Below are 25,074 nucleotides of genomic sequence, written 5' to 3' on the forward strand. Positions count from 1 at the left end.
GGAGGTGCAGTGGCAATCTTTACGGACCCCATCAGGGAACACGCTGATTTCGGGCCGGGCGATGCCGAATGGCTGCACCTTCTGGTGGGGGACTGGCAGATGGTCGCGGACCTGGCGTTCGCCGACCTGGCACTCTGGTTCCCCCACCCGGAGCTTGGTTATATCGCGCTCGCCCACGTGCGCCCTTCCACCACGCATACTGCGTTCCACAGCGACTTCGTGGGGGAAGGGATCCGCTCGGACCTGCAGCCTCTGGTGGACAAGGCCTGGAACAGCCGCTCGATTGAGAGGTCGAGTGAAACCAACTGGAACAGTGAGATGGCGCTCCGGGTGGAGGCTGTCCCGATGGTCCGGAACGGGCGGACGCTTGCTGTGGTCACCACGCATATGGACTTGTCCAGTTCGCGGATGCCGTCCCGGCTGGAGCTGACCTACCGCCAGTGCGCGTATGACCTGCTGCGTATGGGAACCCTCGGACTATGGCCGGATTTTGCTTCCCCCACGGGGTCGCGTCGAGGCGCACCCCGAGTGGGGGACGGCCTGATCAGGCTTGATGCCGATGGTGTGGTGCAGTACGCCAGCCCTAACGGTGTCTCCGCGTTCCGCCGCCTTGGCGACGGCGAATCCCTGGAAGGACGGTCCCTCGCCGAGGTCACGGCCGGCCTCCTCAAGGACCGGCGGATGGTTGACGAGACGCTGCCGCTCGTGGTGACAGGCCGCATGCCGTGGCGCAGCGAGATCGAGTCACGCGGGGTCAGCCTGTCGCTGCGGGCCATTCCGCTTCGGGATGAGCAGCAGCGGTTTGGTGCACTCGTACTGTGCCGCGACGTCTCTGAACTGCGCCGTCGTGAGATGGAGCTGGTCACCAAGGACGCCACTATCCGGGAGATTCACCACCGGGTCAAAAACAACCTGCAGACTGTCGCAGCTCTCTTGCGGATGCAGTCCCGGCGGATGGTGAGTGATGAGGCGAAGCAGGGACTGGAGCAGGCGATGCGCCGTGTGGCCACCATCGCCCTGGTGCACGAAACGTTGTCGCAGGGCCTGACCCAGAGTGTTGATTTCGACGAGCTGATCGGCCGCCAGTTCAGGCTCTCGGCTGAAGTTGCGTCACCGTCGCAGCAGGTACGGACCGAACGCTCGGGGACCTTTGGTGAGTTGCCCAGCGACCTGGCCACGCCGCTGGCCCTGGTGATCAACGAATTGGTGACCAATGCCGTTGAGCACGGCCTTGAGGGACGGGCCGGGACAGTGTGGCTGCTGGCCGACAGGTCCGAAGGTGAAGACGGCGAAGAGTTGACGGTGACCATTGCCGACGACGGCGTGGGCCTCCCCGAGACCCCCCACGTTGAAGGGCTTGGATTGCAGATCGTGCGGACTTTGGTGACGAGCGAACTGGGCGGCACCATCGCCTGGGAACGCCGGGAGGGCGGCGGAACCGAGGTCAAGATCAGGCTCAGCCTGCACGGAAAGTAGGCATCGGGCCACTTCGGGATCCTGCGGGCTGATAAGGCACCAGGTGCGGAGTGGCCCGGAAACGGGAGAGACCCCGGGCCGATCCTTGCGGATCGGCCCGGGGTCTCTGTTTATAACGGTCCGTTGGACGGTGCCGGCTGGTGACCTTCTAGGAGGCCCGGCGTGCGCGGGCGGCGCGCCGTTTCAGGGCGCGGCGCTCATCTTCGCTCATACCGCCCCAGACACCGGCATCCTGGCCGGATTCAAGGGCCCACTGGAGGCACGTGTCCACTACAGGGCACCGGCGGCAGACGCTCTTGGCTTCCTCGATCTGCAGGAGGGCCGGGCCTGTGTTTCCGACGGGGAAGAACAGTTCCGGGTCCTTGTCGAGGCACGCTGCGCGGTTACGCCAATCCATGCTGATCAGTTGCTCCATTTCTGGGAAGTGCCCTTTGTGAAATTATTCACTAGTGGCTACAAAGGAAAGGGGCCCTCTGGGCCCCCTTGGTCATCTGCATCAAGCCTGTCATGTTAACGCTGTGTAAACAAGGGGTAATAACGCCTGATATCAGTGGAAACCTGAGCGATGCATCACAGTGGCGGCTCCTGCCCTCACCAGTGTCCGACTATGTCCGGTAGGGTGCCAGTGTGTCAAGACCCCCGGTAAACCCAGCAGGTTCCCCATCGTCTCCGGACCAGCCCGGCGAGCGAGCCGGCCTTCCGGCCGTCCCGCATCCCAGCGCCGCACCTGTCGCGGCCACGGTGGTTGCCGTCATTGCCGGTGCCGAAGCGATCGCTCTGCTGGCTGCCGCAGCCTGGTACGGGTATGAGCTTTTCACCGGCAGCCCCGTCCTTTCTTTCTGGGGAGCTGTCTTCACCCTGGGCCTCCTCTTGGCCTTTTCCGCGTGGCTTTTTGCCGTATCCGTCTTCCTCTACCGCGGGTACCGGTGGACCAGGGCGGCGGCGCTGGTGGCCCAACTGTTCGTCCTGACGATTGGTGTGCCCACCTTGACCAGCGGCCTTGTCCTCGCAGGCGTGGCAATGGTGGTACCGGCGGCAATCGCGATAGTTCTTCTGTTCTCCAACAAGGTGATCAGCCACGCATCCCGAACCGGCAGTCCGCCACCTGCCCTCTGACCTCATGAGTTCACTCCCCAGGGCGCCCTGGCTGGTGAATCGACGCCCGTATTAGGTTGGCGGCGGGGAAGACCCAGTGGTTCAGCCCGCGGCGCCTGCCCAGCCCACTTGAAGGGCACATGACCGCCCTGCGGAAACCAGGATGCCTCTTCCCGGCGGTGGATTGGCCTCGACCTCAAACCGGACCCCAAACAGGTCACCGTCAGCTATCGACCGTGGGCACAACAGAAGTCCGAGGCCGGCCGCCCGGGCGTTCATGATCAGAGGAACGCGTTGCGGCAATACGGGGCTGTACCCTGCTGTGACCACCAAGGAATGGCCCAGGGCGTTCAGGTGGCCCAAGTCCTTCACGGCCGGCAGGTCAAGAAGATCTATATCGTCAACCAACAGCAGCGTGTCGGGCGACAGATCACCGGCCTCCGCCTGCTGCAGCACGCCCTTCCAAAAGTCTCCGGAACTCTTGGGCGGCACGGGACTGGAGCACCATTCCTTATCGGGATTGAGCGTTTTCATGGCGTGCAGCAAGTTGCTCTTGCCGCTTCCGGGGCCCCCGAGGACTGCCATCACGCCGCTTGCTGGAATCCGGAGGGCCGTCGCCTCAAGCTCGTCGCCCGCCACCCCCAGCAGGACCGCCCGGGACTGCCTTGTGACTGCGGAGGTTCTTGCAGCGGCGGCTTGCCCCTCCCGGGAACATGTCCGGGAGGCTGAGTTGCGCGATGCAGCGGGGACCGCAAGTGCCACGACCTCGCTGGTGGTGATCATAGCCGGGAGGGGTTCCACCCTAAAGGGAGGCGAAGCGGCTGGCAGGCCGATCTCACCGGGACCGGCCTGTCCTGGACCAGCGAGGGGTTGTCGGTAGAACTGGCAAACCGCCGGCCCGCCATCGGCTGCCGGGCCAAATGCCACTGCCCTTCCCTCCACCGGGGGAGTAGAAGGCATCCGCGGCCAGGCGGCGCGGCTCTCTTCGGTGGAGCCGAATGGAAAATAGAAGCGGTTGGGGATGGAACCGTAGAATCTCGCTGCGACCAGTTCCCGGTCACCGGAAAGCAGCAGTGTTATTCCGGCCCTGCTTCCGTCGCGGGCGAGGTCCTGGACCAAGTCTTCGGCCCAGGCCAACGGGCCGGACCGGAACGCTGAAACCCAGGAGCCCCAGCCAGACACAATGAGAACAAGCGGTACGTCCCCGGCAGCCGGCCGGCTGAGGCGCCTGCCCAGTTCACGGGTAAGGCGCTCCAGTATTCGGACTCCCCTGCGAAGCTCGTGGATACCGGCGTGGGCCCCGGTCCGGCCGGCGTCCGCGAAGGGCAAAAGGCTCCCGGTACTGTCCAGGAAGTAGAAATGGGTCTCGCCCGGGCCGGCCATCAGTCTCCGCGCCGCCAGTTCAAGGGCTGCCGGTGCCCCGGATGCGGAACTGCCAAGGAAGGCGGCGTGGCCATGGCCGGCACGGCTCCAGGTCAGCGTCACCACCTCTTGCTTTTGGGGCAGATCCATCAGTCCCAGTGGCACGTTCCCTTCTATGTCCCCAGGTCCACCGGACATCATCGACCTGGCCGCCGGGGACCCGGATGGTGACGAATTCGGGCCCGGTTCTTCCAGGTATTCCGGCAGCGGAGGGGCCACCGGTCTGCGGGGGATACGATTCCCTTGCACCACGCAAAGGGATTCCACGAGTCCCACCAGGGGAGCCGCGGCGTTTGCCGGGGTCGGCGCGGGGCCGGGCTGGGTGGGGCCCCTTGATTCCCGGGAAGCGAGGTACGCCTTTGTCGGCTGGATGATGACAGCATCGTGCAGCTGGTCCTCGGAACTGGAAGCCAGGGATGCGGCCTGGAACTCCGCGGCAGGTTCCGCACCGCGGGCCAGGAAGGCGCGGCCCGGAGCGTCAACACCAATGGCCGCCGCAGCCTTCGAATTGACGATGTCCACTGACTCCATATCGGACTGCACCCGGAGGGCGATGCTGGACGTGACGTTCGCCCGGATATCGGCTGTCAGGGCGCCTTGGGGCCTTTGGGTAGCCATCACCAGATGGATACCCAGCGAGCGCCCTATGGAGGCGATCCGCAACAGTTCGCGGAGCACTTCCGGTGCATCATCCACGAGCATCCTGAACTCATCAATGATGATGACAAGGTGGGGGAGGTCGAATTCCTTGGCCGCCGGCGAGGAGCGGTACGCGTTGAGGTCCGGCACCGCCGCTGCCGAGAAGCGCTTCTCCCGGAGCCTGACCTCAGCCCGCAGGGACACCAGGGTACGCTCCATTTCGGCGATGGACAGGTCGGTTTGGAGTCCGACACAGTGGACCAAGCCATGGAGCGGGCCCAGGCCGGAGCCGCCTTTGAAATCGATGAAGAAAAAGTTGATGCGCTCCGGAGGGTAGCTCAGCGCGAGCGCCAAGATAAGAGTCCGGAGCAGTTCCGATTTTCCCGATCCGGTAGTTCCTGCAATGAGCACATGGGGACCGTCGGCCTGGAGATCCAGGGTCCTCACGCCTGCCGCCCCCAGTCCCAGCGGCACCGGGAGTCCCTGCCGTTCCGCGTTGGCTTCCCAGCGTCGCGCGGTGTCCGCCGCCGTCAGGGGCAGGATTTCGCTGAGACGGACGGTGGCCGGAATCGACCGCACATATCCATCCTCCCGCTTCGGCGCCTTCGCCAGGCGACGGCAAAACGTGGTGAATACTGCCTCCGGAACAAGGTCAGGAACAAAGACCGTCTCACGGTGGCCAAGGTGCATGACCGACCTGCGCTCGGATACGAACACATCAGCTGACGGGGATTCGGTGTCTTCCGGAACGAAATGGACAACCTGCCATCCCCGATCCATCGCGGCTTCACGAATCTGTATGTCATCCGGGTCCGCCGGGCCCGCACTGCGAATCAACAGGACGGTGCGCTCCGAACCGGAATGACCTCTACCGATGAGCCGGAGGCCTTCATCCGGTGTGCCGGTGAGGGTTACCCCGGGAAGGTAGCGGGCTGCCAACGGCAGATTCTCCGGCCGCCCGTGGATAACCACCCCGGTTGTGTCGGCGAGCGGGTAGCCCGCAAGTTGCAGGAGAAGGGAACGGATGACGCCGTCGACTCCCGCCGACGAGCCACCCACAACGGTGAGCGGATGGCGGGGGTCAAGGACCACAGGTACCCGATCGGCGGGGGGAACCGTTCGTACGCCGCCTGCCGGCTCAACCCGGACGTTGGCGGCCTGTTCGGCCTCGCCCAACCTCAGCCAGACGCCGTCGGAAGCAGAATCGGCAACGGGCGTCTGTGCGCCCCGCCCCGCTGCCAAGGCAACGACGGCGAGGGACGGGGCGCACCGCCGTCGGCGTTCCCTGTCCTCCCGGACGGCAGCTTTCACCGCAGCCAGCAATTCCCGCTTCTGCCGCCGGCCCGCGATGATGGGCGGGAGTACGGAAAACGCCGACGCCGCTGAGAAGGCAAGGAACATCCACATCCCGGTGATGACTGCCAGCCCCACGCCAATAGCCAGCGGGAGAACTGCAGTCAGCAGGAGCAGGGCGCGGTTGCCGGCCTCAGCCCGGCCGGAGACCACGATGGGTTCGGCCACGGATCTCCCCGCGTCCGCCAGGACCCGCTCCGGCAGGTCCGAAAACACCAGCGACATGGTGGACTGCCCGCATCGGATGCGGGAATCCGTGGAGATGACGGTGTTCCGGATCCGCTCACCATCGACATACGTGCCATTTGCACTGTCCAGGTCGATCATGATGATGTCCGTGTCCGTGACAACAAGGCGTGCGTGCTCGCGGGACAATTCCGGATCCGGGATGACAACGCGCGTGCCGCCCCGGCCGATGGCGTAGCTGCCCCGCCGGATCGGCACCACGGTCCCCGCGGCCGCTCCGCTGTGAACGGCGAGTGACAGCGGAGCTGCCGTATCAATGGTCGCGGTGCGACGAGGCCGTTGACCCGGGGGCGACGTGCCCCCGTCGACAAGAATTGCCGCGCCCACCAAGGGCGGAACTCCGGAAACCAATGTGCGGAGATCCTGCCCGTCCACCGTGACCGGCCCTGTGCCGAATTTCTTCGACAACTGTTCGTTGATGTCGGCCCCCGAGGTGCCGGGCGGGGCCTCGATGGACAGTTCGAGAGGGGGCCCGGGACGTGAAGATCCCGGACCGCCAACCAAGGTGCAATGCAGGGTCATAAGTGCTAATCCTTCGTGCGTATGGCGCCACGCTATCCACGAACGGGGAGTATATGGAGGCGGTTCGGACCCTATGTGGAAAACCCGTCAAGGAGTGCTGACTGCCCGGCTGGAGCTCGACTAGGATCGCTACACCCGGTCCCTCTAAAAAGCGGACCATGAGCAGCAAAGGAGTCTCCTTTGGGCACCATCGCGGACAGTGCTGACGTTGATGCAGGCGCAAGTATCGGGGCGGGCACCAAGGTGTGGCATCTCGCGCAGGTCCGGGAGGCGGCGCGCCTGGGGGAGAACTGCGTCGTGGGCCGTGGCGCCTACATCGGTCCCGGTGTGGTTTTGGGGGATAACTGCAAGGTCCAGAATTACGCCCTGGTATACGAACCCGCCGTTCTTGGGGCGGGGGTCTTCATCGGTCCCGCAGTGGTCCTCACCAATGACGTCTTCCCCCGCGCTGTGACTCCGGACGGCACCCTCAAAACAGAGGAAGACTGGGAAAAAGTGGGTGTCACGATCCGGGAAGGAGCGGCTGTCGGGGCCCGTGCAGTCTGCATAGCGCCCGTTACCATCGGCGCATGGGCGATGGTTGCGGCCGGGGCGGTGGTTACAAAGGACGTGCCGGACTTCGCGCTCGTCGCCGGTGTCCCCGCCCGGCGCATCGGCTGGGTGGGTAAGGCGGGCCAACCGTTGATAAACGAAGGCGGCCAATGGGTATGTCCCGGCACGCGGGATGCGTATTTCGAACGGGACGGGGTTCTGCGGTCCGCATGAGGTCGGCTGTGCGTCGGATCACAGAGGCGAAGCTGATTCGACGGACGTTGCGGTCCCTCGGGTAGGCTAGAACAGCAGACGATGCAGTCCATTGTGCTGCCCGTATTCAAACCAGGAGATTTTGTGACCGCTGACCTCGTCATTGTAGGGTCCGGCTTTTTTGGCCTGACAATCGCAGAACAGGCCGCTAGCGAGCTCGGCCTGAAGGTCGTCGTCCTCGACCGCCGCCACCATATCGGCGGCAACGCCTACAGCGAAAAGGAAGAGCAGACCGGTATTGAAATCCACCGGTACGGCGCACACCTGTTCCACACATCCAATGAGCGCGTGTGGGAATACGTCAACAGGTTCACCACCTTCACGAACTACGTGCACAAGGTATACGGCGTCCACAAGGGCGAGGTGTACTCCCTGCCCATCAACCTGGCCACCATTAACCAGTTCTTCCGGGCCAACCTGACTCCGGGCCAGGCACGGGAACTCATCCAGGAACAGGCCGGCGAGCTGGCCGGCACCGATCCCCAGAACCTCAACGACAAAGGCATCCAGCTGATCGGCCGCCCGTTGTACGAGGCCTTCATCAAGCACTACACCGGCAAGCAGTGGCAGACGGATCCGAAGGACCTGCCCGCGGGCATCATTTCCCGGCTGCCCGTGCGCTACAACTACGACAACAGGTACTTCAACGACAAGTACGAGGGCCTCCCCACCAACGGTTACACCGCGTGGATCGAGAAGATGGCCGAACACCCGAACATCGAGGTGCGCCTGAACACCGACTTCTTCGACGAGTCGCACGAGTACAGCAAGAACAAGGTTGTCGGCAAGATTCCCGTGGTTTACACCGGTCCAGTGGACCGCTACTTCGACTACGCTGAAGGCGACCTTTCCTGGCGCACCATCGACTTCGAAGAAGAAGTACTCGACGTCGGCGACTTCCAAGGCACCTCCGTCGTCAACTACAACGACGACGACGTCTCCTACACCCGCGTCATCGAACCTCGCCATTTCCACCCTGAACGCGACTACCAGACCGAAAAGACGGTCATCATGCGGGAGTTCTCGCGATTCGCAGAAAAAGGCGACGAACCGTACTACCCCGTCAACACCTCGGCCGACAGGGAGCGACTGCTCAAGTACCGCGACCTTGCAGCCGCCGAATCGGACGTCCTGTTTGGCGGCCGGCTGGGCACCTACAAATACCTGGACATGCACATGGCCATTGGATCCGCGCTGAGCATGTTCGATAACAAGATCCGGCCGCACTTCGAAAGCGGCGTGAAGCTGGAAAGTGGAGGCGTGGACGCATGAGCGTGTCAACTGCGAACCAGAAGAAGGCCGCGGCTGCGGCAGCTGACGAATCGTCGGCGAACTGGAATACCCTTCAGCGGATCATTCTGCCCAGCGCAAGCCAGATGGATACGGCCCCGCTGTATATGGACATGGGCACGGCCACCGGCATCCAGCTCCCGACCATTGGCGACGGAGACGCGAAGGACGCCAAGCCCCGGACCATCAGCAGCCCTTCGAAAGAGGCGCACGTAGAGGACTTCCTCTCGCGGCACTCCACCTCCGTGAGGTCGGGGGAGCGCGTTTCCTTCGGCACATACTTTAATGCGTTTCCCGCCAGCTACTGGCGTCGGTGGACAACCGTGGACAAGATCCGGTTGCAGGTCCGCACCCAGGGCGCCGGCTCGGTCATCGTCTACAAGTCAAACGCCCGCGGTTCGCTGCAGCGGGTGGACACCCGCCGCGTCGAGGGGATCTCGGAAAGCTACTTTGAGCTGTCGCTGGCCCCCTTCGGAGACGGCGGATGGTACTGGTTCGACCTGCTGGCCGGAACCGAGCCCCTGATCATGCTTGACGCAGAGTGGCAGGGGCCCGCTGTCGAGAGCACCCCGGGATCGGTAACCCTCCAGATCACCACGCTCAACAAGACCGACTTCTGCCTGAACAACCTGCGCCTGCTCGCCGAGAGCGCCGAGGCTCTAACGCACGTGCAGGAGATCCTGATCGTTGACCAGGGCACACAGAAACTCTCTGATGCACCCGGCTTCGACGCGGTCAAAGAGGCCTTGAACGGCAAACTCAGGATTATCAACCAGTCCAACCTGGGCGGCTCCGGCGGATTTGCACGCGGAATGTTCGAGGCCGTCGAAAACGGCAGCGACTACGTGCTTCTGATGGACGACGACATCGTCGTCGAGCCTGAGAGCATCATCCGGCTCCTCACCTTCGCGGACCGGTGCAAGACCCCGACACTGGTTGGCGGACACATGTTCGACCTCTACAACCGGACTGTCCTGCACACATTTGGCGAAGTCGTTAACCCTTACCGGTTCCAGCCCGCCCTCCCAAGCGAGGACATGATCCTCGGGCACGACTTCCTGTCGTCCAACCTGCGCCAGACGTCCTGGCTGCACCGGCGTTGCGACGTCGACTACAACGGCTGGTGGATGTGCCTGATCCCCACCAAGGTCATCCGCGACATCGGGCTTTCGCTTCCCCTGTTCATCAAGTGGGACGACGCCGAATATGGCCTGCGGGCAAAGGAGCACGGATACCCCACAGTCTCCCTTCCCGGTTCCGCCGTCTGGCACGTGTCCTGGATCGACAAGGACGACCTGGTCGGTTGGCAGGCCTACTTCCATTCCCGCAACCGTGTGGTGGCTGCCTTGCTTCACAGCCCCTACGAGTTCGGCGGCGAAGTGGTCAAGGCCTCACAATACGGGGACGTCAAGCACATGGTTTCCATGCAGTACGCCACTGCCCAGGGCCGGCAGTGGGCGCTGGAGGACGTGCTGAAGGGGCCGGAAGCGCTGCCCGACCTGTTGTCGACCAAGCTTCCGGAAATCCGGGAAATGATGTCCGGGCATTCCGACGCCGTCTTCCGGCCGGACCCGGAGGACTTTCCAGCTCCGAAGATGGACAAGCCGCCGCGCCGCGGCCACGGCCCGTCCCAGCCTTCGAGAATCACCCTCCTGCCCTGGGCCGCCAAAACCATCGCCCGGCAACTTGTTAAGCCGGTTACGGGAACCAGCGCCGAACGTCCGCAGACGACCGTGGCGCACCAGGACAACCGGTGGTGGCGCATGGCGCAATACGACAGCGCCGTGGTCTCAAACGCTGAGGGAACCGGCGCCTCGTGGTACCGGCGCGATCCCAAGCGGCTGCGGACGATGCTGGCCGAAAGCGGCCGGCTCCACGCGGCGCTGCTCCGGGAGTGGCCCGCGCTCAGCAAGAAGTACAAGGCAGCGATGAACGATCTGACGTCGATCGAGTCGTGGCGGAAGACGTTTGAGCAGCATACGCAGAATGAGATCAAGTGAGCGTAATTTCCACCGATGAGTTGACGACGCCCGGGCTGGGCGGGGGACTGCGGGACATCAAGCAGTCGAGTTTCCTGCTCAAGCTGCTGGTGCGGAAAGAGCTCAAAGTCCGCTACCGAGGCTCCGTTCTCGGACTTTTGTGGTCCTACGTGAAGCCGGGCGTCCAGTTCATCGTCTTTTACGTGGCACTGGGAATCTTCCTGGGATTGGAGCGGAGTCCCAAGAATCCGGACGGGTTGGCAAACTACGCCGTTTACCTGTTTTCCGGCATCGTCCTGATCAACTTCTTTTCCGAAGCCCTGGGCAACGCTGCACGGTCCATCGTGATGAACGGAAACCTGATCAAGAAGATCTACCTTCCGCGCGAACTGTTCCCTGTGGCATCCGTTTGGGTTTCTGCTGTGCACTTCTTCCCGCAGCTCGTGGTGCTGGTGGTGGGCTGTGTCTTCGCCGGCTGGCACCCCAACGTCATCCAGCTGTTGGCTGCCGTTGCAGGCTTCATCATCGTCGCACTGCTCGCAACCGGCCTGGGCCTGTTGTTCGGCTCTGCCAACGTCTACTTCCGCGACTCTGAAAACCTCGTGGACATGCTCCTCATGATTGCCACCTGGGCGTCCCCCGTCATGTACGCATGGTCCATGGTCGAGCAAAAGCTTGGAAGCACAGTATTTGCCATTTACCAAGCGAACCCGATCACCATCGGGGTGGAATTGTTCCACTATGCATTCTGGTACCCCACCACGGACGGTGCAGCGGCAATGCCGCCCAACCTCTTCGGTCTTTGGCTTCCGGTCGGCCTCGTGGTCGCCGTGGTCATTGTTGTTCTGGGTCAGTACACCTTTCGGCGCCTTGAGGGCCGTTTCGCACAGGAGCTCTAAGTGGTCACGGCGATCGAAGTTTCGAACATCAGCAAACAATTCGTGTTGCGCCACACCAGGTCCCTGAAAGAGGCTGTGGTGTGGTTGGCGAAGGGGCGCAAAGGCGACCTTTCCGAAAAGTTCCATGCGTTGAAGAACGTTTCTGTGGAGGTCCAGGCGGGTGAAACCGTGGCGCTCCTGGGCCTGAACGGGTCGGGAAAATCGACGCTCCTCAAGCACATCTCGGGCGTGATGCTGCCGGACACCGGAACCGTTAAGACGCGGGGGCGGGTAGCCGGCCTGATTGAGGTGGGCGCCGGCTTCCACCCGGACCTGTCGGGCCGGGACAACGTTTACCTTAATGGGGCCATCCTCGGAATGACCGAGCAGCAGGTCAATGACCGGTTCGACGAGATCGTCGAATTCTCGGAGATCGGCCAGTTCATCGATACCGAAGTGAAGTTTTACTCTTCCGGCATGTACTTGCGGCTGGCCTTTTCCGTCGCGGTCCACACCGACCCTGAGGTCTTCCTCATTGACGAAATCCTCGCAGTTGGCGACGAGCCCTTCCAGCGGAAGTGCATCGACAAAATCCAGGAACTCGCCCGTGATGGCAAGACGTTGGTGGTAGTGAGCCACGACCTGGACCTCGTTTCCAGGATCTGCGAACGGGGCATCCTGCTCGAACACGGGAACGTTAAGTTCGACGGCTCCATCCACGATGCGGTTGCGATCCTGCGGTCCTGATCCCGCGCACGCGACAGACTCTCTGATGAATACCCGCATGAGATCGCGGCTCTGATGCCCCGAACAGTAGAGATGCTTGTTGGCCGCCATGTCCGGTCCACACCAGGTGGTCGAACACCTGGATCTGTCCGATCTGATATCCAGGGCCTCCGTGCGGTCGCAGTGGGACTGGTCATCGTCTACCACATCTGGCCGGCCGCTCTCCCCGGAGGCTTTGTCGGCGTTGACGTCTTCTTCGTGATCTCCGGATTCCTGATCGTGGGTTCACTCGTTCGGGAGATTTCCAACTCCGGCAGACTTGACTTGTGGTCCTTTTACGAACGAAGGATCGTGCGGCTGCTTCCGGCTGCTACCCTCGTGCTTCTGGTCATCGTCCTTGGAACGGTGATGCTCCTTCCGCAAAGCAGATGGCAGTCGATCAGCCTCGACGTGATCGCGTCCGGGCTGCAGGTTCAGAACTGGAACCAGGCGTTCAGTGCAAACAGCTACGCGCACGCCACAGCTTTGGTTTCGCCGGTCCAGCACTATTGGTCCCTGGCCGTTGAGGAGCAGTTCTACATCTTCATGCCCATTTTGCTTCTTGGCGGGGTTCTCCTCGCACGGAAGTTCAAAAGGGCTGCACCATCTGCCTGCGTCGCTGTCCTCGCCGTCCTCACAGCCTTCTCGTTCGTCCACAGCATCTTCCTGTCGGTTTCCTATCACGACATTGCCTACTTTGCCACGAGCACCCGTATCTGGGAGCTGGGGGCAGGAGGCCTGGTTGCCGTGCTCCTCAAGGCTGGCCTGCCGGGACGCAAATCCAAGCTGCTTGCCGGGTGGGCCGGCCTGGCAGTCATTGCTTTCGCGGCTGGGACGTTCTCCACGTCCATGGCGTTTCCGGGCTACCTGGCCTTGATCCCAGTCATGGCGACGATATTGATTCTGTGTGCGGGAGGCCAGGATCCGGCGCCCGGATTCCTCTCCGTGCCTGCACTGTTGAGCTGGAGGCCAGTAACCTTCATTGGCGATATCTCGTATTCGCTGTACCTGTGGCATTGGCCGATTGTCGTCTTTTACGTGTACTTCCTGGGCCGCGAACCAGGGATCTTCCACGGTGCTGCGATCGTGGTGCTCAGCATCCTTTGCGCAACCCTCTCCTACCATTTCGTCGAGCAGCGGTTCAGGCATGTTCGTCCCAGTTCCAAGAGAATCCAGGCGAGGACCACATGGGTCCGGCTTCGTTCCGCAGCCACCTTCCTGACGGCAGCGGGTGTAGTGGTTGCAACCTCGGGGTCCGCGTTGGTTCCGTGGGGCATCGTGGAGGCCAAAGCCCAAGAGCTCCAAAGTTTGCTCAACACCCGCGAATACCCGGGGGCCATGGCCTTTGATCCCGGGCAGGAAAAGCCAGTCCCGGCCGGACTTCCCATACGGCCGGAAGCCTCCCTGGCGTTGAAAGACCTCCCGATGACGGCAGGCGATGGCTGCGGCGTCTACGATCCTGCGGCCATGGGTCCCGAAAAGTGCGTCTATGGCGACCCGGACTCATCCAGGCGCATGGTGATCGTGGGTGACTCCCACGCTGCCCAGTTCGTGGACCCTATGGTGCTCGCCGGGAAACCGGCTGGCTGGCAGATCCATGCGATGGTCCGTAACGGGTGTCCGTTCAGTGCCGTGCCACCGGCCGATGAATCAACAGTCTATTCAAACTGTTCGGCGCAGAACCAAGTATCCCTGCAAAGGATCCTGGACCTCCGGCCGGACCTGGTGGTGATCTCCGGGATGGTGCCCCGTGGATATGAGCAGGCACTCCACTGGAAGTGGGACACCCCGGATGCGCTGGTGAAAGGCTACGTTGACCTCATCAAGCCTCTCAGGACCGCGGGTCTGAGGGTCGCCGTTATCCTCGACAGTCCGTACCCGACCTTCTCAGTCCCCGACTGCGTGCAGCGCAGAGGCCCGGAGTCACCGCAGTGCCAGGTAGCCAGGAGCGGAGGGGACGATCCGCTGCAACGCGCAGCTGACCAGGTGCCGGGCGTTGAGGTGCTGGACATGTCCGACTATCTTTGCCGGCAGGAAACCTGCCCCGCAGTAGTCGGAAACGTGCTCGTGTACCGTGACAACCACCTGACTAGCACCTTTGCCAAGTCCTTGGCTCCGGTCCTCTCGCGGAAGCTGAGGCTCTAGGCAAGAACCGCCGTTCCAAGTTGGCTGCCCAGGGGAGACCACGACAGCTCCGTCCGCCCAGGACCACTGGTTGCAGAGGGGGCTACCGGCTGCGGACGGAGGTCACTGGCACGCGGTTACCTGGAAAAGCTTTGCCTCGCCCTTTTGGTCCAGAAGCCTGAAGCCCGGAGTCGCATCGGGGATTTGCAGTCCTTGGAAACCGTGATTCCCGCCGTGGACTTCGCGCGTGCCGAAGTCAAGGACGTAGCGGACATTGCCGGCCCGTGCAGCCGCGCACACCGAGGGGTCGGTGGCTGCTTCACGGAACTTGTCGTTCAGCAGTTCGGTGGCTTTCGTGTAGGTCGTGAGGGTGTGCTTCGACGTAGTGTTGCGGTCGGCAATGGCAAAGGCCATGGCTCCGCCGGTCCAGGGGTTGACTGCGACGGTTGCATCCGCCGGCACGTAGTTGTCGAGTTCATCGATGATGGCCATCTCATCTGAACTGACCAGTGGAGAATCCGGGGTCGTCGAGTAGTTCGCCTGGGCAGACAACACGGGGGTCACCATGGGCGGTGCCTGCAGCAGGCCAACGGCCACGAGGGCAATAACGGGGCCTGCACTGTGCAGGAATCCCGGAGCCGCCACGGCGGCCGCTTTACCCCGGAACCTCAGGGTCTGTTCCTGCAGCCGTTCGATCAGCCAGGCGGCACCGAGCGCTGCCAGCGGCACTCCGACGACGGGCAGGAGGGCTGCGAGACGATAGCTGTCGTTGTACCAGACCCCCGTCAGCAGGTCCCTGTACCGCCCTGCCGGGCCGGCTGACACAACGACGAAGAGCAGGGCGACGATGATGAACGATCCCGCGAGCCAGACTGTGGCGCGACGCCGGAACACGACTGCCAGCCCTGCGATGGCCAGGGCGCTCACCGCCCATGCAACGGGACGTTGCATGGCTGAGTTGGTAAGAACTTCGCCCAAGGCCTGGCCTTGGGTCTGGATTGGCGGCCAGAACGCCGCCACAGCGGGAGGCCTGATGATCTTCCACAAGACAGCCATGATGCCGAACGTGGCAAGCAGGCCGATCCCGGCCGCCAGGGTGAGCCGGACCGGCCGCCCGGCCCTGCGCCGGTCGACGGCAAGGAAGACCCAGGCCGCAATCAAGACGGGTACCGAGAGCGCGAAAAGTGACATGACACCGTTGGGGTGCGCAATTGCAACGCCAAGCGCCGCCATGGGAGCCAGCAGGAAGCGGGCTGCCGGACCGACGTTCACGAACTGCCGGTTCCCGAAGAAGATGCTCACGCAAGCCAAAGCTGCCGGCAGCATGCTTACCGAAAGGAAGTTGGGGTACAGGACGCCAAAGTCGAGCAGCAGGATCGGGAAGGAGCCGAAACCGGCCGCCAGGACCCCCGCTGCACCCACGGCATAGGGGTTCGACCCGGCCAGGGTTCGCACCAGAAACATGCAGCCCAAGGTCCAGACGGCGGCAGCGATGCAGAGGTCCAGGACATTGACAGCGGCCGGCAAAGGGGCGCCGGTCAGTTGGATAAGGAGAGAGGCCAACCCATGCCATGCCGCCGGGTAAAAGTATGGCGGATTGTCTCCGTTGGTCATTGCCGTCAGCGTCATTGATGATGCGTTGCCAGTATCCAAGACGTACCGGACGGCATTGAGGTGGAAGACGTTGTCAAACGTTTGGGAGATGTTGTCCGGCCTGCCGAAGGCGGTCCGGAGTTGAACCGCTATGGACAGGGCGCCAATGCCAAAGCCAACGCCCGCCAGGAGCAGCATCCGCCGCGACCCTGCCAGCGCAGTCCGCCAAGGCGGCACCGGTTGGCGGAGTGCCGGGATTCTTCGGATGGCGAAGAGGACGGCCGCAAGGAGGACCGTTGCTGCCGCCACGGGCAGGATCGACCACCCGATGCCGAGATAGGGGGCAATGATGGCGCTGGCCGAGACGACGCTGACGGTCAGGACAGGTGCGACGGCCAGGAAGGCAGGATTTCGCAATCCCAGGGCCAACAACAGGAGCGTGCCGGGAACAAAGAGAAGAAGCAGGCACGCTATGGCGGTTGGCAGGACGGAAAACCAGCTCATTAAAACTCCAGGAACGAGGACGGGAAATCGGCCGGGGACGGCGCGGTGGCCATCACTGCGGCCTAGTCCTCCAGGAGTCCCAGCAAATAGCTGCCGTAGCCGCTCTTCACCAGAGGCTCGGCACGCTGGCGGAGGTCGTCGTCGGTCAGGAAGCCCTGGCGCCAGGCAATCTCTTCAGGCGCACCGATCTTCAGTCCCTGGCGGTTCTCGACTGTACGGATGAAGTTTGATGCGTCACTGAGGTCATTGAAGGTTCCGGTGTCCAGCCAGGCGGTCCCGCGGGGGAGTATCTCCACCTGCAGCTTGCCCCGCTCAAGGTAAGTCCGGTTGACATCCGTGATCTCAAGTTCGCCGCGGGGAGAAGGCTTGAGGTCCCGCGCAATCTCAACGACATCATTGTCGTAGAAATAGAGGCCGGGTACTGCATAGTGGCTGCGGGGCTTCTCTGGCTTTTCCTCCAGGGACAATGCTCTGCCGTCGTTGTCGAACTCAACAACACCGTAGGCCTTGGGGTCCTTCACCCAGTAGCCAAACACGGCGCCGCCGTCGATGTCGGCGTGCTTCCGAAGCTGGGTTCCCATGCCCTGGCCGTAGAAGATGTTATCGCCGAGGACAAGCGCCACCGTCTCGTCGCCGATGTGGTCAGCACCAAGGATGAAGGCCTGTGCGAGTCCATCGGGCGAGGGCTGCTGTACGTAGGAAAGGTTGATGCCGAACTGCGATCCGTCACCCAGCAGGCGCTGGAACTGCTCGGCGTCATGCGGGGTGGTAATGATCAGGATGTCCCGGATTCCAGCAAGGATCAGCGTGGAAAGGGGGTAGTAGATCATCGGCTTGTCGTACACCGGGACGAGCTGCTTGCTGATGCCAAGAGTAATGGGGTGCAGCCGCGATCCAGTTCCGCCGGCCAGAATAATTCCACGCATGGGATCAATCATTCCCCACGACGCAGCCATGGCCAAAACGGGGTCAAGTGCCGGGCTGCCGCGCGGGCCCTGGGCCTGACTTCCGTCGGAGTCCGTCCGCGAGGCCTTGGCGGGCTGCGGCGAGGCGCTGGCGCCTGCCGGGGGCAAGGATGCTGACGATGGCCAGATGCCGGAGGTCCGTGACTAATCCCCGCACGGTCCAGTAAGGTTCCTGGCGCGCAAACCTGGCCGCGAGCAGGACGCGGTTGCGCACAATGAAGTAATAGCGCCAGGTGGACGCCGTCCTCACCTGCAAAGGCTGTCCACGCCAGGCGACAGGCCACGGACCCAGGCGGGCCGGAACCATGGTGCCGAGCGAATGGCTCAGTGAGCAGTCAAGGGCAAGGACGCAATGCAGCTGTCGGGCCTTGGCGCGCAGGTAGAACTCGCTGTCCACACCGTCAATGAACAGCTGTTCATTGAAGGGCCCCACGGCATCCAGGGCGGACGTTGGAATCAGGAGGCCTGACTGGACCGGTTCGTCCCCGATGGTCACTCCCTGTTGGGTTCGTACCACCCGCCGTGGCAGTCCGCTGACTTTCCCCGGGGCCACCATCCCCACCCCGAGCCCGGCGGTGGTTGCCGCGCCGGCAGCGTCTTCAAGGCCCTGGACGAATCCGGGCTGCACCAGCGAGTCCTGGTCCATGGTGAGGATGAAGGCAAGCGACGGGTGGCGGGACCGTGCCAGGGCGACGCCGCTGTTCAGGGCCGCCGCAATCCCGGAGTTTTGCCGGAGCCGCAAAATTGTGCAGCCGAGTGCCTCCAGTTCCGCATAGACGGACTCGTCCGCGGCGGTGCTGCCGTCGTCGACGACCACGACGTCCAGGCACTGGTCCAGCAGTGCCGCGCAATTCTCCAGGACGTTGCGGTGAGGATTGAAGGTGCTGACGACGGCGGCCGTCAGGGTGCTTCGGGAGCGATCAGCCATCAGGCGCCCAACCCGTGCCTGGCCATGGTGCGGATTGCTCCGAGGTTGCGTGCTTTGAGCAGTCCGGGCATGAGGGACAAGGCATGAAGCCTCGACGTGAGGCGAAGCTTTGCGGCGCGTTCCGCGCGGCGCCAGCCCCGCGACCGGGTGAGCGTGGCTGCGAGGCTGAAGTACTCGCGTTCGCCGTCAAAGCGGGAGCCGTCCTGGAGCAAAAGGGAAGACGCGCTTTCGGTATGTCTCCGGTAAGCGAAGGCAACGGTGGGTATCACCAGCAGTGAGCGGTCTTGGAGGATCATGTCGATGATGAGGGCGAGGTCCTGGATGATGCGGAACTCATTGCGGAAATCGACGGTGCGAACGGACGAGGTCTTGAAGGTGAGCGAGGGCCAGTACAGCCAGTCGCCGTGCAGGAGGCTCGTGGCAAGCCTCTCACCGGACAGGAGCAGGGGAGCCCCTGCCGAAGGCCTGAGGAGCCGTTGTTTGACGGTGTCCACGAGGGTGCGTGCCGGGTTGCCTGCCGCATCGATCACCTGGACCCCTGGCTGGATGATGTCCGCGTCAGGGTTGTCGCTGTAAGCCTGGAGCACGGTTTCCACATAATTTGGCAGGAGGATGTCGTCGCAGCCAACTACGGCGACCAGATCCTGCTTGGCCATCTGGATGGAGGTCCGGAAACTCTCGGTGATGCCTTCGTTCGTGGCCTTCTTGATGTACGTGATCCTCGGGTCATTGATCTTCCGTACGTAATCCTCCACCGTGGGATCCGGGTAGGCGTCATCCACTACAGTCAGGAACCAGTGCGGATCCGTTTGCGCAAGGACGCTGTCCACCGTGGTCTTCATGTAGTCGGGATCGCCCCAGTAGGGCACGAAAATGTCCAGCGAAGGTTCCAGCACTAGGGCTCAACCTCCGGGTCCTTGCTGCCTGCGGGGCGGCCGGCAACCATCACCTCGTTGATCCGTTCAATCTGGATCCGGAGAATGGCCACTTCTTCGGCCAGGGCCCGGGTCTCCTCTTCAACGACCGAGATCTCCCAGGACAGATGCAGGCAGACGCCCAGGAGCATGAGGATGCTGAGGATGAACAACAGGTTGGAGGGCAGCTGGACTCCGACGGCCTGGGCTACGTAGTCCAGGAGCTGCGGGAAGGCGGCAAGGACCAGGGTGGCAATTCCGACGACGAGCCACCAGATAGCGTACTTTTCGCGCAGCTTCTTGCGCCGGAGCATCTCCGCGACCAGCCCGACGATGGCCAGGGCCAGGAAGAATGCGGCTATGTTCGGCATCAGTTCTTTCCTGCCATCAGGGGGAGGGGCAAAGCCACGTTTGACCGCTTGCGCGTGAGCGCGAAGGCGAGTGCGAAGAAGGAGCGGCCGAGGTAGACGGCGGCTTTGATGGGGTGGTGGCTTGGCGTGCCGCCCTGCCTGGGCCGCATTTCCACGGGCACCTGCGTTACCTTCAGGCCGGACCGGATGGCCACCACCAGCGAATCGATCGTGTCTCCAAGATACTCAGCCGGGTAGTGGTCCAAATACTGCGCAATCGCACGGGTGTTTCCAGCGCGGAATCCGGAAGTCACATCCGTCAGCGGTGTCTTGGCAAGTTTGGTCAGGACGCTCGCCAGGAGCTTCATTGCCCACTTGCGGGGGCCTTTCACGGTGTAGTCGCCGCGGTCGGCGAACCGGGCACCGATGGAGATATCGGCCAATTCCAGGCCGTTGAGCACTTCGCGGATATTCCGTGGGTCGTGCTGCCCGTCTGCGTCAACCTGGATGACTTGCCGGTAGCCCAGGCGCTGGGCGTACTTGAATCCAGCCCGCATGGCACCCCCGACACCGAGGTTGAATGGCAGGTTCAGGACTGTCGCGCCCGCCGCCGCTGCAAGCTGCGGTGTGCCGTCGGTAGAGCCGTCGTTGACTACCAGGACGTCGTAGGGCTCGTCGAGTCTCAGCACTTCGGCTACGGTTGCCCCTACGCAATCAGCCTCATTCCACGCCGGCATGATGACCAACACACGGTTGTTTTCCAAATTGCGCATAATGTCCCAACTATATCAACGCGGCGATTGCGCACCGTCCGTACCCTGCGCGGGCAGCCGGCAGGCCGCGGCGGGTCCCGCCAGCCAGTCGGCCAGTGGTTCGCATCCTAGCGCGTGCCGGCCGGCCCGGCCGAGTCGACGGCGCGGGACCTGGCACGGGAGCGCATCGCAGCTGCCACACCCGGAGATATGGGTGAATCAGTTAGTGTCGGTTGCATGACCAGCATCCCGCCCAGCGCTCCTTCCGCCACCCGTGTCAGCGTTTGCATGGCGAGCTACCGGGGTGCGTCCTTCATCGCAGACCAGATCCGTTCAATACTCGACCAGTTGGATGCCGTGGACGAGCTTGTAATCTACGACGACGCGTCCCCCGATAACACCGTTGAGGTCATCAACGGTTTTAACGACCCGAGGATCCGGCTGATTCAGGGAGCCAGCAATGTGGGGTACGTCCGCGCGTTTGAAGCTGCCATCGGTGCGAGCAGGGGCAACTTCATCTTCCTGTCCGACCAGGACGACGTATGGGTCCCCGGCCGGGTCGCCCTCATGCTGGAAGGCCTCCGGGATTCAGCCGTGGTCGCCACGAACTTTGCCATGCTCGGTGGCGGCCCCCGGCCATGGATCCCCCCATTGACGGCGAAAATGAACGGCCGGCGCCTTGCGAACCTCGTTGGAATCATGGTTGGTTACCGCGCCTATTACGGTTGCGGCATGGCGTTCCGACGCGATTTTGTTGACGTCGTCACCCCCATCCCGTCCTACGTCCGCGAGTCGCATGATCTTTGGATCGCCATCTGCGGCAACCTTGCGCAGTCGATTGCCCACCTTGAAGCACCGAGCCTCCTGCGGCGCCTTCATGAACAAAACGAGACGCCGGCGGGCTTCCGTTCGCTCCGGCGGATAGCGGCCGCACGGTTCATGCTCGCCCGGCTGGTCGTTGAGGCGTCACGACGACTCAGCGGTCGGTGAGGGGGAGGGTCGAGACGCTAAGCTGGGCTAATGCAGAATCTCCTTGTCACCGGCGGCGCCGGCTTCATTGGTTCCAACTTCGTCCACTACGTTCTTGAGAACACGGATGACCGTGTAACCGTCCTGGACAAGCTGACGTACGCAGGCAACATGGAATCCCTGAGGGGGCTGCCCGAGGACAGGTTCGAATTCGTCCAGGGTGACATCGCCGACGCAGAGCTGGTGGACCGGCTGGTGGCCGCCGCCGACGTCGTGGTCCACTATGCCGCCGAGTCGCACAACGACAACTCCCTGCACGACCCCCGTCCGTTCCTGGACACCAACATCATTGGCACGTACACCCTCATCGAGGCCGCCCGGAAGCACAACAAGCGTTTCCACCACATTTCCACGGACGAGGTCTACGGAGACCTTGAGCTGGATGACCCGGAGCGTTTTACCGAGCAGACGCCGTATAACCCGTCCAGTCCCTACTCATCGACGAAGGCGGGCTCGGATCTGCTGGTGCGGGCGTGGGTGCGGTCCTTTGGCCTGCAGGCGACCATCAGCAACTGCTCGAACAACTACGGCCCCTATCAGCACGTGGAGAAGTTCATCCCGCGCCAGATCACGAACATCATCGACGGCGTGCGGCCCAAGCTCTACGGCAAGGGCGAGAACGTCCGCGACTGGATCCACGCCAACGACCACTCTTCCGCTGTCCTGGCGATCATTGCCAAGGGCCGGATCGGCGAGACCTACCTCATCGGCGCCGACGGGGAGAAGAACAACAAAGACGTCGTCGAGCTGATCCTCAAGCACATGGGTGAGTCCCCGGATGCGTATGACCACGTGGTGGACCGCCCGGGCCACGACCTGCGCTACGCCATCGATTCCACCAAGCTGCGCGACGAGCTCGGCTGGTCCCCGCAGTTCTCGAATTTTGACGCGGGCATCGAGGACACCATTGCGTGGTACCGGGCCAACGAGGACTGGTGGCGTCCCCAGAAGGCCCAGACCGAAGCGAAGTACAAGGATCAGGGCCAGTAAACGATGACCATCGAGTTCTCTAAAAAGCTTGCCGCCCACCACACCCCGATTCCCGGCGTCGTCGTCTACGACCTGCCCGTCCACGGGGACAACAGGGGGTGGTTCAAGGAAAACTGGCAGCGTGAGAAGATGCTCGCCCTCGGCCTGCCCGATTTCCGGCCGGTACAGAACAACATCTCGTTCAACGAGAAGGCCGGCACTACCCGCGGGATCCATGCAGAGCCCTGGGATAAATTCATCTCCGTTGCCACCGGCCGCATCTTCGGTGCCTGGGTCGATCTTCGCGAAGGCCCGTCTTTTGGCAGCGTATTCACGGCCGAACTCGACCCCAGCCAGGCCATCTTCATTCCCCGCGGGGTGGGCAACGCGTTCCAGACTCTGGAAGACAACACTGCGTACACCTACTTGGTGAATGACCACTGGTCGGCCGATGCGCAGGGCCAATACACCTTCCTGAACCTGGCCGATGAGTCCGCAGCCGTCCAATGGCCCATCCCGCTTGACCAGGCCGAACTGTCCGACAAGGACAAAGCCCACCCACGGTTGGCCGACGTAGTGCCAATGCCTGCGAAGAAGACGCTGGTGGTGGGGGCGAACGGTCAGCTGGGCAAGGCCCTGCGGACCCTTTACGCCGGGGACGCGTCCGTGGAGTTCGCCGGGCGGGCGGAGTTCGACGTCACCAATCCCGAATCATTCGCAGCCAGGAACTGGAAGAACTACTCGACCATCATCAATGCGGCCGCGTACACGGCCGTCGATGCCGCCGAGACTCCTGAAGGCCGGGTCGCCGCCTGGTCCAACAACGTGACCGCGGTCGCGCACCTGGCCAAGACCGCCGTCGAGCACGACCTGACCCTGGTCCACGTCTCATCTGACTACGTCTTCGATGGTTCCGAGGCGATCCATTCCGAGGACGAGCCTCTCAGCCCGCTGGGGGTGTACGGGCAGACCAAGGCAGCGGGTGACGCGATCGTCAGTACGGTTGCGCGCCACTACATCCTCCGCACGAGTTGGGTCATCGGCGAGGGCAACAACTTTGTCAGGACGATGGCGTCCCTCGCCGCCCGGGGGGTTGAGCCGTCAGTGGTCAACGACCAGATCGGCCGCCTGACATTCACCGAGGACATTGCGGCGGGAATCCGGCATCTTCTCGATAACGCAGCCGACTATGGAACCTACAACCTCACAAACGACGGTGAGCCGCAGTCCTGGGCCGACATCGCAAAGGACGTCTACGCGCTGGCCGGTGGGTCCCGTGACGCAGTTTCCGGTGTCAGCACGGCAGAGTACTTCAAGGGCAAGGATGCCGCCCCGCGGCCGCTGAACAGCGTGCTGGATCTGGCGAAGATCAAGGCAGCGGGCTTCGCTCCGAGGACTGCGCGGGACGGTCTCGAAGCTTACCTTGCGCAGCAGTCGGCGACTGTCTAGCCGTTCACCATGCCTTTTGACTCCCGCTCCTTTGGAATCATCGCCCTGGCGGCATATAAACCTGACTGGGACCTTTTCCGCGCCCAGCTGCTGTCGATTCAGGCGCAGACGCATACCAACTTTGAGTGCCTGATTTCTGCCGACGGCGGCCATGCTGAGGTCCAGGAATTCGTCGCCCGGGAGCTGAACGGGGATCAGCGCTTCAAGGTCCTCGGTTTCCCGGACCGCTTGGGGTTCTACGGAAATTTCGAGCGGGTTCTCCAGCACGTCCCGGACAACGCCGAATGGGTTGCGCTGTCCGACCAGGACGACTCCTGGTACCCGGCAAAGATCGAAACGCTTCTTCCGCACCTGGATGACGTCAGCCTCGTTGCCGGGCAGGCCCGTGTGGTCAGGCGCCCCGGGAATGAAATTGTGGCCGAGTCAACGTACCGCAAGGACGTCAGCCTCGGATCGTTGATCGCCCAGAACCAGGTGACGGGAAGTCTCTGCCTCTTCCGGCGTGACCTCCTGGACCTGGCACTGCCGTTTCCCCGGTTCGCGGCGATCACCCAGGTCCATGACCACTGGCTCGCCGTGTGTGCCAAGGCCACAGGGGGAGCGCTGATCGTCGACGACATCGTCCAGGATTACGTACAGCACGCCGCCAACGTCCTGGGCGAGGTCGAGGTCCGCAGGAGCCTGGCAAAGTCCTTGGAGAATGTCTCGGCCATGTCGCGCAAGTACCGCGGGGGCAGCGGCCCCCTTGACCTCCTTCGCACTGCTAATGACTTGAGTTTCGGCTGGCGCCGGACCATGGCAGACGAGCTGGTGCGACGGGTGGGGCCGGCTGGTGTAGGTGTCGGTGGGGAACTTGCTCCCTTTGAATCAGGCCACTCCTGGGCCTCGACCATGCGGACGCTTCTTTCCGGGTTGCGCCGCGGTGAGATCGCGAGGCCATGCTTTCTCGAATTCGTCGCCGGCAGCCCGGTTGAGCTTTTTCGCGCGGGCGGACGCAAGAACTAGTTGGAGACTGCAGGGCAACGCAC

General features: G+C 63.0%; 20 protein-coding genes. 12 read left to right on the forward strand and 8 right to left on the reverse strand.

Features of this window, described 5'->3' with window-relative positions; translation table 11 throughout:
- Positions 1-9: 9 nt before the first annotated feature.
- Positions 10-1,476, forward strand: coding sequence for a sensor histidine kinase (locus tag QRN53_RS01915; RefSeq protein ID WP_285242340.1), 1,467 nt, complete (start codon positions 10-12; stop codon positions 1,474-1,476).
- 148 nt (positions 1,477-1,624) lie between these two features.
- Here the strand turns inward: QRN53_RS01915 and QRN53_RS01920 are convergent, their stop codons facing one another.
- Positions 1,625-1,873 (reverse strand): WhiB family transcriptional regulator, encoded by a 249-nt coding sequence (locus tag QRN53_RS01920; RefSeq protein ID WP_003804966.1) that lies wholly within the window; start codon positions 1,871-1,873, stop codon positions 1,625-1,627.
- 230 nt (positions 1,874-2,103) lie between these two features.
- On the opposite strand from QRN53_RS01920, the gene QRN53_RS01925 reads away from it, so the two are divergent.
- Complete coding sequence (locus QRN53_RS01925; protein WP_502934809.1) at positions 2,104-2,592, forward strand: hypothetical protein; 489 nt, start codon at positions 2,104-2,106, stop codon at positions 2,590-2,592.
- A gap of 81 nt (positions 2,593-2,673) precedes the next feature.
- On the opposite strand, the gene QRN53_RS01930 is transcribed toward QRN53_RS01925, so the two are convergent.
- The gene (locus QRN53_RS01930) at positions 2,674-6,753 is read right to left on the reverse strand and encodes a type VII secretion EssC family protein (RefSeq protein ID WP_285242341.1); all 4,080 of its coding nucleotides are present in this window, start codon (positions 6,751-6,753) and stop codon (positions 2,674-2,676) included.
- 180 nt (positions 6,754-6,933) lie between these two features.
- Between QRN53_RS01930 and QRN53_RS01935 the strand changes: the two genes are divergently transcribed.
- The 6 genes from QRN53_RS01935 (at position 6,934) to QRN53_RS01960 (ending at position 14,614) form a co-directional block, all read left to right on the forward strand.
- Positions 6,934-7,518 carry an acyltransferase gene (locus tag QRN53_RS01935; protein WP_285242342.1) on the forward strand — a complete coding sequence of 195 codons (585 nt, stop codon included), beginning with the start codon at positions 6,934-6,936 and terminating at the stop codon, positions 7,516-7,518.
- Between the two features lie 123 nt (positions 7,519-7,641).
- Entirely contained in the window at positions 7,642-8,829 is a 1,188-nt protein-coding gene (glf, locus tag QRN53_RS01940; protein WP_285242343.1) for a UDP-galactopyranose mutase, read from the forward strand.
- Positions 8,826-10,847, forward strand: coding sequence for a glycosyltransferase (locus tag QRN53_RS01945; protein WP_285242344.1), 2,022 nt, complete (start codon positions 8,826-8,828; stop codon positions 10,845-10,847). Before glf ends, QRN53_RS01945 begins: the two co-directional genes overlap by 4 nt.
- 5 nt (positions 10,848-10,852) lie before the next feature.
- The gene (locus QRN53_RS01950) at positions 10,853-11,725 is read left to right on the forward strand and encodes an ABC transporter permease (protein ID WP_285242447.1); all 873 of its coding nucleotides are present in this window, start codon (positions 10,853-10,855) and stop codon (positions 11,723-11,725) included.
- Entirely contained in the window at positions 11,726-12,451 is a 726-nt protein-coding gene (locus QRN53_RS01955; RefSeq protein ID WP_285242345.1) for an ABC transporter ATP-binding protein, read from the forward strand. It begins immediately after the preceding gene.
- Between the two features lie 72 nt (positions 12,452-12,523).
- Positions 12,524-14,614, forward strand: coding sequence for an acyltransferase family protein (locus QRN53_RS01960; protein ID WP_285242448.1), 2,091 nt, complete (start codon positions 12,524-12,526; stop codon positions 14,612-14,614).
- Between the two features lie 102 nt (positions 14,615-14,716).
- Here QRN53_RS01960 and QRN53_RS01965 read toward each other — a convergent pair whose 3' ends face one another.
- The 6 genes from QRN53_RS01965 to QRN53_RS01990 form a co-directional block, all read right to left on the reverse strand.
- A complete protein-coding gene (locus QRN53_RS01965; protein WP_285242346.1) occupies positions 14,717-16,690 on the reverse strand; it encodes a DUF6541 family protein in 1,974 nt (657 codons plus the stop codon).
- Between the two features lie 62 nt (positions 16,691-16,752).
- Positions 16,753-17,616, reverse strand: coding sequence for a glucose-1-phosphate thymidylyltransferase RfbA (gene rfbA, locus QRN53_RS01970; RefSeq protein WP_285242347.1), 864 nt, complete (start codon positions 17,614-17,616; stop codon positions 16,753-16,755).
- A gap of 43 nt (positions 17,617-17,659) precedes the next feature.
- Positions 17,660-18,583: a glycosyltransferase gene (locus tag QRN53_RS01975; RefSeq protein ID WP_285242348.1), complete on the reverse strand. Its 924-nt coding sequence runs from the start codon at positions 18,581-18,583 to the stop codon at positions 17,660-17,662.
- Positions 18,583-19,479 (reverse strand): glycosyltransferase family 2 protein, encoded by an 897-nt coding sequence (locus QRN53_RS01980; protein WP_285242349.1) that lies wholly within the window; start codon positions 19,477-19,479, stop codon positions 18,583-18,585. Before QRN53_RS01980 ends, QRN53_RS01975 begins: the two co-directional genes overlap by 1 nt.
- A complete protein-coding gene (locus QRN53_RS01985; RefSeq protein WP_285242350.1) occupies positions 19,479-19,868 on the reverse strand; it encodes a DUF2304 domain-containing protein in 390 nt (129 codons plus the stop codon). Before QRN53_RS01985 ends, QRN53_RS01980 begins: the two co-directional genes overlap by 1 nt.
- Positions 19,868-20,584, reverse strand: a complete 717-nt coding sequence (locus QRN53_RS01990; RefSeq protein ID WP_502934811.1) for a glycosyltransferase family 2 protein — start codon at positions 20,582-20,584, stop codon at positions 19,868-19,870. The genes QRN53_RS01985 and QRN53_RS01990 overlap by 1 nt, the downstream gene beginning before the upstream one ends.
- Positions 20,585-20,836: 252 nt before the next feature.
- Between QRN53_RS01990 and QRN53_RS01995 the strand changes: the two genes are divergently transcribed.
- The 4 genes from QRN53_RS01995 to QRN53_RS02010 are packed head-to-tail and all read left to right on the forward strand — an operon-like array spanning position 20,837 to position 25,051.
- Complete coding sequence (locus QRN53_RS01995) at positions 20,837-21,589, forward strand: glycosyltransferase (protein ID WP_285242352.1); 753 nt, start codon at positions 20,837-20,839, stop codon at positions 21,587-21,589.
- A gap of 30 nt (positions 21,590-21,619) precedes the next feature.
- Positions 21,620-22,618 carry a dTDP-glucose 4,6-dehydratase gene (gene rfbB, locus QRN53_RS02000; protein WP_285242353.1) on the forward strand — a complete coding sequence of 333 codons (999 nt, stop codon included), beginning with the start codon at positions 21,620-21,622 and terminating at the stop codon, positions 22,616-22,618.
- Positions 22,619-22,621: 3 nt separating this feature from the next.
- Entirely contained in the window at positions 22,622-24,046 is a 1,425-nt protein-coding gene (locus tag QRN53_RS02005) for a sugar nucleotide-binding protein (RefSeq protein ID WP_285242354.1), read from the forward strand.
- A gap of 9 nt (positions 24,047-24,055) precedes the next feature.
- The gene (locus tag QRN53_RS02010) at positions 24,056-25,051 is read left to right on the forward strand and encodes a glycosyltransferase (protein ID WP_285242355.1); all 996 of its coding nucleotides are present in this window, start codon (positions 24,056-24,058) and stop codon (positions 25,049-25,051) included.
- The last annotated feature ends 23 nt before the right edge of the window (positions 25,052-25,074 follow it).

This window comes from Pseudarthrobacter sp. fls2-241-R2A-127 (genome assembly GCF_030209355.1).
Taxonomy (GTDB): Bacteria; Actinomycetota; Actinomycetes; order Actinomycetales; family Micrococcaceae; genus Arthrobacter.